This window comes from Streptomyces sp. NPDC127106, assembly GCF_042677605.1.
Lineage (GTDB): Bacteria > Actinomycetota > Actinomycetes > Streptomycetales > Streptomycetaceae > Streptomyces.
The window spans coordinates 36,504-42,241 of sequence record NZ_JBHXTC010000055.1 but is presented as its reverse complement, the minus strand read 5'-3'; the positions used below and the strand labels follow the sequence as shown (position 1 = coordinate 42,241).

The window sequence follows — 5,738 nt, the reverse complement described above, 5'->3', positions numbered from 1 at the left end:
CCACCTCCACACCGCCTGCGCGTGTGGGGGGGGGGGCCTGGGGGGGTGGGGGGGTCTGCCCCGGGCGGGGGGTGCTGCGCCGCCCCCCCCGCCGAGGCGCTCCATATGCTTTCGACCATGACCGACAGCACCGGGATCAGCCCCGAGGACAGCAAGATCATCACGCTGGCGCGCAGCGCCCGGGCCCGCAACGGCGTGCCCGAGGGCGCGGCGGTCCGGGACGAGACGGGCCGTACGTACGTCGCCGGGACGGTGGAGCTCCCCTCGCTCCGGCTGAGCGCGCTCCAGACGGCCGTCGCGATGGCCGTGGCGAGCGGCGCCGAGTCCCTCGAAGCCGCGGCCGTGGTCGGCACGGCCGACGCGGTGGCCGACACCGACCGCGCCGCGGTCCGCGACCTCGGCGGCCCGGACACCCCGGTCCTGCTGGCCGCCCCGGACGGCACGCTCCGCTCGACCACGCCGGCCGGCGCCTGACCCGGCCCGCCGCCCGACCGCGGACCCGTACGGGCCGGGAAGCTCCGAGGCGCGCCCGCGCCGAGCCGCCTGCCGCCTGCCGCCGGACCGCTAGACCGCGGCGGCGGCGACGGGCGTCGCGGTCGGCCGGCGGCGGATGACCATCGCCATCATGGCGGCCACCGCGCACAGCGCCCCCGACGCGTACCAGACGACGTCGTACGAGCCGAAGGCGTCCCGGGCCACGCCGCCGAGGAACGCCACCACCCCGGCGCCCACCTGGTGCGAGGCCAGCACCCAGCCGAAGACGATCGCGCTGTCGTCCCCGTAGTGCTCGCGGCACAGCGCGATCGTCGGCGGGACGGTCGCGACCCAGTCCAGCCCGTAGAAGACGATGAAGAACACCATCGGCGGATGCACCGACGGCGCCAGCAGCATCGGCAGGAACAGCAGCGACACCCCGCGCAGGGCGTAGTAGACCGTCAGCAGGCGCCGCGCCTCGAAGCGGTCGGTGAACCAGCCCGATGCGACGGTGCCCACCACGTCGAAGACGCCGATCACCGCCAGCAGCCCGGCGGCCGCCGTCACCGGCATTCCGTGGTCGTGGGCGGCCGGTACGAAATGCGTCTTGACCAGGCCGTTCGTCGAGGCACCGCAGATCGCGAAGGTACCCGCCAGCAGCCAGAACGGCCCCGTCCGGGCCGCCCGGAACAGCACCGTCACCGCCCGACGGGCCGCGCCCGGCACCGGCGCGGGCTTGGCCGTGTACGGCCCCCCGTACGGCGCGAGGCCCACGTCCGCCGGGTGGTCGCGCAGCAGCAGCCAGACGAACGGCACGACGGACAGCGCCGCCAGCGAGACCGTCACGGCCGCGGGCCGCCAGCCGTGGTGCTCGACCAGCCAGGACAGCAGCGGCAGGAAGACCAGCTGGCCGGAGGCCCCGGCCGCGGTCAGGACGCCGGTGACCAGGCCGCGCCGGGCGGTGAACCAGCGGTTGGTCACCGTGGCCGCGAACGCCAGCGCCATCGAGCCGCTGCCCAGGCCCACCAGCACGCCCCAGAACAGCACCAGCTGCCAGGCGGCGGTCATCCACACCGTGGCGACCGACCCGGCGGCTATGACCAGCAGGGCCAGCGCCACCACCCGGCGGATGCCGAAGCGGTCCATCAGGGCGGCGGCGAAGGGGGCGGTGAGCCCGTAGAGGGCGAGGTTGACCGAGACGGCGAAGCCGATCGTGCCCCGCGACCAGTCGAACTCCTGGTGCAGCGGCTCGATGAGCAGCCCGGGCAGCGAAGCGAAGGCGGCGGCGCCGATGATCGTCACGAAGGTGACGGCCGCGACGAACCAGGCGCGGTGGACGCCTCCGGGCGCGGCGGGGGAGGAGGCGGACGGTGCATCCGGTGCGGGTGCGGGTGCGGCAGAGGACGCGGGGGAGGGCGAGGGCGAGGGGCTGGGGGCGGGGCTGGGGGCTGACTGATTCACGCCGACAGCATCCGGCCGGCGGGCCGTCCCGCGACAGTGGCCCGACCGACACCCTTCGATACGATTGGGCCATGGCCCCGCACCGTGTCGTCGTCCTCGCGCTCACCGGACTGCTGCCCTTCGAACTCGGCATCCCGCACCGCATCTTCGGCCGTGCCAGGGATGCCTCCGGGGCGTCCCTGTACGAGATCCTGACCTGCGGCCTGGCCCCCGGCCCGGTCCGGACGGACGCGGACTTCGCGGTCCAGGTGGAACACGGCCCCGAGGTGCTCGCCACCGCCGACACCGTCGTCGTACCGGCCGCGTACGAGCTCGGCCCCGTCTACGAGGAGGGTGAGCTCACCGAGGAGCTCGCCGCCGCCCTGGCCCACATCCGGCCCGGCACCCGGCTCGTCTCGATCTGCACCGGTGGGTACGTCCTGGCCGCCGCGGGATACCTCGACGGCCGCCGGGCCACCACGCACTGGTTCCACGCCGAGCACTTCCAGCGCCTCTTCCCGGCCGTCCGGGTCGACCCCGACGTGCTGTACACGGACGACGGGAACGTGCTGACCTCCGCCGGGGTCGCCGCCGGCATCGACCTGTGCCTCCACATCGTGCGCAGCGACCACGGCGCGGCCGTCGCCAACGACGTGGCCCGGCGGACCGTCGTACCGCCGCACCGGGACGGCGGGCAGGCCCAGTTCATCGAACGCCCGGTGCCGCAGCCGCAGGTGGCCAGCACCGCGACGGCCCGGGCCTGGGTGCTGGGGCGACTGCACGAGCCGGTGCGGCTGGCCGACCTGGCCCGGCAGGAGGCCATGTCCGTCCGCACCTTCACGCGCCGGTTCCGCGAAGAAGCCGGTACCAGCCCCGGCGAGTGGATCACCGGCCAGCGGGTGGAGCGGGCCCGGCAGCTGCTGGAGCAGACGGACCTGGCGATGGAACAGGTCGCGCGGGAGGTGGGCTTCGGGACGGCGCAGTCGCTGCGCAAGCACGTGCAGGCCGCGCTCGGGGTGAGCCCGACGGCGTACCGGCGGACCTTCCGGGCGACGGGTGGGAACGGTGGCCCGGGCCGGGACGGCATCCTGCCGTCTTCTGATGGGACATCAGGTCACGGCCGGCGCGTGCATTGACTTCTTCCGCCGCCCGCCCGTCAATGGCGCCCTGTCGGCGACGCCGAGGGAACCGGGGAGCGGCCAGTGCGAGCAGCGGCGGGCAGCAGGAGGTGGCCGGCGGCGGTCGGCCTGGCCGTGCTCGCGGCCGCCGCCGGGAGCGCGCTGGGTCCGCCCGCTGTCGCCGAGGAGGAAACGCCGCCGGGGCGGGTGGAGTTCCCGACGCAGTGCCTGTCGTCGCCGGAGACCGGGCTGCCGCCCGCCGACGGGACCACCGAAGCCCGGATCACCGTCGACCACCCCGCGCCGCCGCGCATCGGCGACACGGTCACGGTGACCTACCGGGTGGCCCGGACCCCGGCGGAGTACCGGACGGGAGCGCCGGCCCCCGCCGGAGCGTCCGTCCCGACCGGGCACGTCCTGCTGGGCGGTGCGCAGGACGGGGAGGTCGCCGTCACGGCCGCACGACCCACCGGCGACGCAGGGTCCCCGAAGGCGGCCCCGAAGGCGGGCCCGGAGGCGGGCCCGGAGGCGGGCCCGGAGGCGGGCCCGGACGCGGGCGCGGAGGCGATCGCAGCGGCATCCGACCTCGTCATGACGGGCACGTTCACCGTCACCGCGCCCGGCGAGATCACCCTCACCCCGGGCGGCTACACCCTGCCCACCGTCACCACCGGCACCACCTGCACCCCCGTCGGGCCGCCGGCGTCGGTCTCCGCACGCCTCACGGCGCCCCCGCAGCCCCGTCTCAACCTGAGGTCGGTCTCGCTCGCCGCGGCCCGGGGCGCCCCCGGGAACCGGGTCAGGGTCACCGGCGTCGGCTTCACCCCGGGCGCCCCCGTGACCGTGGCCGGGCGGGCGGGTCCCGCCGAGACCGCGGACCGGGCGGCGGCCCCGGCGGACGCGTGGGGCCGGCTGGCCGTCGAACTGCCGGTCGTGGACCTCGCGACCACGGCGGTCGTGGCCTACGAGGGCCCGGCCTGGACGCCGCAGGAAGGCTCGCGCCCGGCGGCGTACACGGTGCTCGAACCGGAGCCCGCGCCGGCTCCGGCACCCGAGCCCGCGCCGGAGCCGCCCGGCGGGCTGTCCCTGGTCCAGGCGGGCGCGGCGATCACCCTGGGCGCAGTCGGGTACGGGACGGGCGGTGCGGCCCCCGGCCGGATCGGGACGGTCACGGTCACGGACACCCGCGGCGGAGCGGCGGGATGGACCCTGACCGGCAGGATCACGGAGCTCACCGGCCCGGGCGGGATCCGCGTCCCCGGGGCGTCGCTGACCTGGACCCCGACGTGCACGCCCGCCCCGCCCGCCCGGGCGGCACCGGGCGGCGGGCCCACGGGCCGCTGCACGCCCGGCAGCCCGGGCCCGGTCGGCCCGCAGGGCGCGGTCCTGGCCTCCGGAGCCGGTGCACCGCCGGCCGGGGGCGCGGCCGGCTTCACGGTGGACGCGGAGGTCTCCCTGCACCTCCCGCCGTACACCCCACCCGGCGCGTACCGGGCGGTCCTCACCCTCACCCTGGCGTGATCCGGCCGGCGGCCCGCCCGGCGGCCACCCGGGGCGGAGCCGCCCGCCCGGTGGCCGCCCCGGCGGCAGCCTGGTCGGCGCCCCGGGCGGCATCGGGGAGAATGGCCCGTATGAGCGATCGTTCCCCCGAGTCCCACCGCCCGCACCGTGCGGGCTTCGCCTGCTTCGTCGGCCGCCCCAACGCGGGGAAGTCGACCCTGACCAACGCACTCGTGGGCACCAAGGTCGCGATCACCTCCAACCGGCCGCAGACCACCCGCCACACCGTCCGCGGCATCGTGCACCGCCCCGACGCCCAGCTGGTCCTCGTCGACACCCCCGGCCTGCACAAGCCGCGCACCCTGCTCGGCGAGCGGCTGAACGACGTCGTGCGGACCACCTGGGCCGAGGTCGACGTCATCGGCTTCTGCCTGCCCGCCGACCAGAAGCTCGGCCCCGGCGACAAGTTCATCGCCAAGGAGCTCGCGGGGATCAGGAAGACCCCCAAGATCGCCATCGTGACCAAGACCGACCTGGTCGAGTCCAAGCAGCTGGCCGAGCAGCTCATCGCGATCCAGCAGCTCGGTGCCGAGCTGGGCATCGAGTGGGCCGAGATCGTCCCCGTCTCGGCGGTCGGCGACAACCAGGTCCAGCTGCTGGCCGACCTGATCGCGCCGATGCTGCCGGAGAGCCCGCCGCTCTACCCGGAGGGCGACCTCACCGACGAGCCCGAGATGGTGATGGTCGCGGAGCTGATCCGCGAGGCCGCCCTGGAGGGCGTCCGCGACGAGCTCCCGCACTCCATCGCCGTCGTGGTCGAGGAGATGATTCCCCGGGAGAACCGCCCGGCGGACCGGCCGCTGCTCGACATCCACGCCAACGTCTACATCGAGCGGCCCAGCCAGAAGGGCATCATCATCGGCCCCAAGGGCTCCCGCCTGAAGGAGGTCGGGATGAAGTCGCGCAAGCACATCGAGGCGCTGCTCGGCACCCCGGTCTTCCTGGACCTGCACGTGAAGGTCGCCAAGGACTGGCAGCGCGACCCCAAGCAGCTCCGCAAGCTCGGCTTCTAGCCCGACCGGGCGGCAGGGCGGCAGGGCGGCAGGGCCGACCCAGCCCCCCAGCGGCGGCGGCGACGGGAGCCGGCCCCCCATCACGGCGGGGTCGTATAAACAACAGAAGCTGCCGACGACAAATCAAGTGTAT

The 5,738-nt window shown here is 75.6% G+C and carries 5 protein-coding genes; 4 read left to right on the top strand and 1 reads right to left on the bottom strand.

Translation table 11 applies throughout. From position 1 onward, the window contains the following. Window positions 1-117 precede the first annotated feature (117 nt). Window positions 118-474, top strand: a complete 357-nt coding sequence (locus ACFVGY_RS31230) for a cytidine deaminase (protein ID WP_385683710.1) — start codon at window positions 118-120, stop codon at window positions 472-474. Window positions 475-564: 90 nt separating this feature from the next. Here the strand turns inward: ACFVGY_RS31230 and ACFVGY_RS31225 are convergent, their stop codons facing one another. Then, window positions 565-1,935, bottom strand: coding sequence for an MFS transporter (locus ACFVGY_RS31225; RefSeq protein WP_385683707.1), 1,371 nt, complete (start codon window positions 1,933-1,935; stop codon window positions 565-567). A gap of 71 nt (window positions 1,936-2,006) precedes the next feature. On the opposite strand from ACFVGY_RS31225, the gene ACFVGY_RS31220 reads away from it, so the two are divergent. The 3 genes from ACFVGY_RS31220 to era all read left to right on the top strand — a co-directional run bounded on the left by ACFVGY_RS31220 (window position 2,007) and on the right by era (window position 5,605). After that, window positions 2,007-3,050: a GlxA family transcriptional regulator gene (locus tag ACFVGY_RS31220; RefSeq protein ID WP_385683704.1), complete on the top strand. Its 1,044-nt coding sequence runs from the start codon at window positions 2,007-2,009 to the stop codon at window positions 3,048-3,050. Window positions 3,051-3,116: 66 nt separating this feature from the next. Next, window positions 3,117-4,553 carry a beta-xylosidase gene (locus ACFVGY_RS31215; protein ID WP_385683702.1) on the top strand — a complete coding sequence of 479 codons (1,437 nt, stop codon included), beginning with the start codon at window positions 3,117-3,119 and terminating at the stop codon, window positions 4,551-4,553. A gap of 101 nt (window positions 4,554-4,654) precedes the next feature. Then, on the top strand, window positions 4,655-5,605 hold the full coding sequence (gene era / locus ACFVGY_RS31210) for a GTPase Era (RefSeq protein WP_385683699.1): 951 nt from the start codon (window positions 4,655-4,657) through the stop codon (window positions 5,603-5,605). The last annotated feature ends 133 nt before the right edge of the window (window positions 5,606-5,738 follow it).

Bases quoted from the DNA above. Each gene is read 5' to 3' on its own strand.
- era (WP_385683699.1), top strand. From the start codon at position 4,655: ATGGCCCGTATGAGCGATCGTTCCCCCGAGTCCCACCGCCCGCACCGT.
- ACFVGY_RS31230 (WP_385683710.1), top strand. From the start codon at position 118: ATGACCGACAGCACCGGGATCAGCCCCGAGGACAGCAAGATCATCACG.
- ACFVGY_RS31220 (WP_385683704.1), top strand. From the start codon at position 2,007: ATGGCCCCGCACCGTGTCGTCGTCCTCGCGCTCACCGGACTGCTGCCC.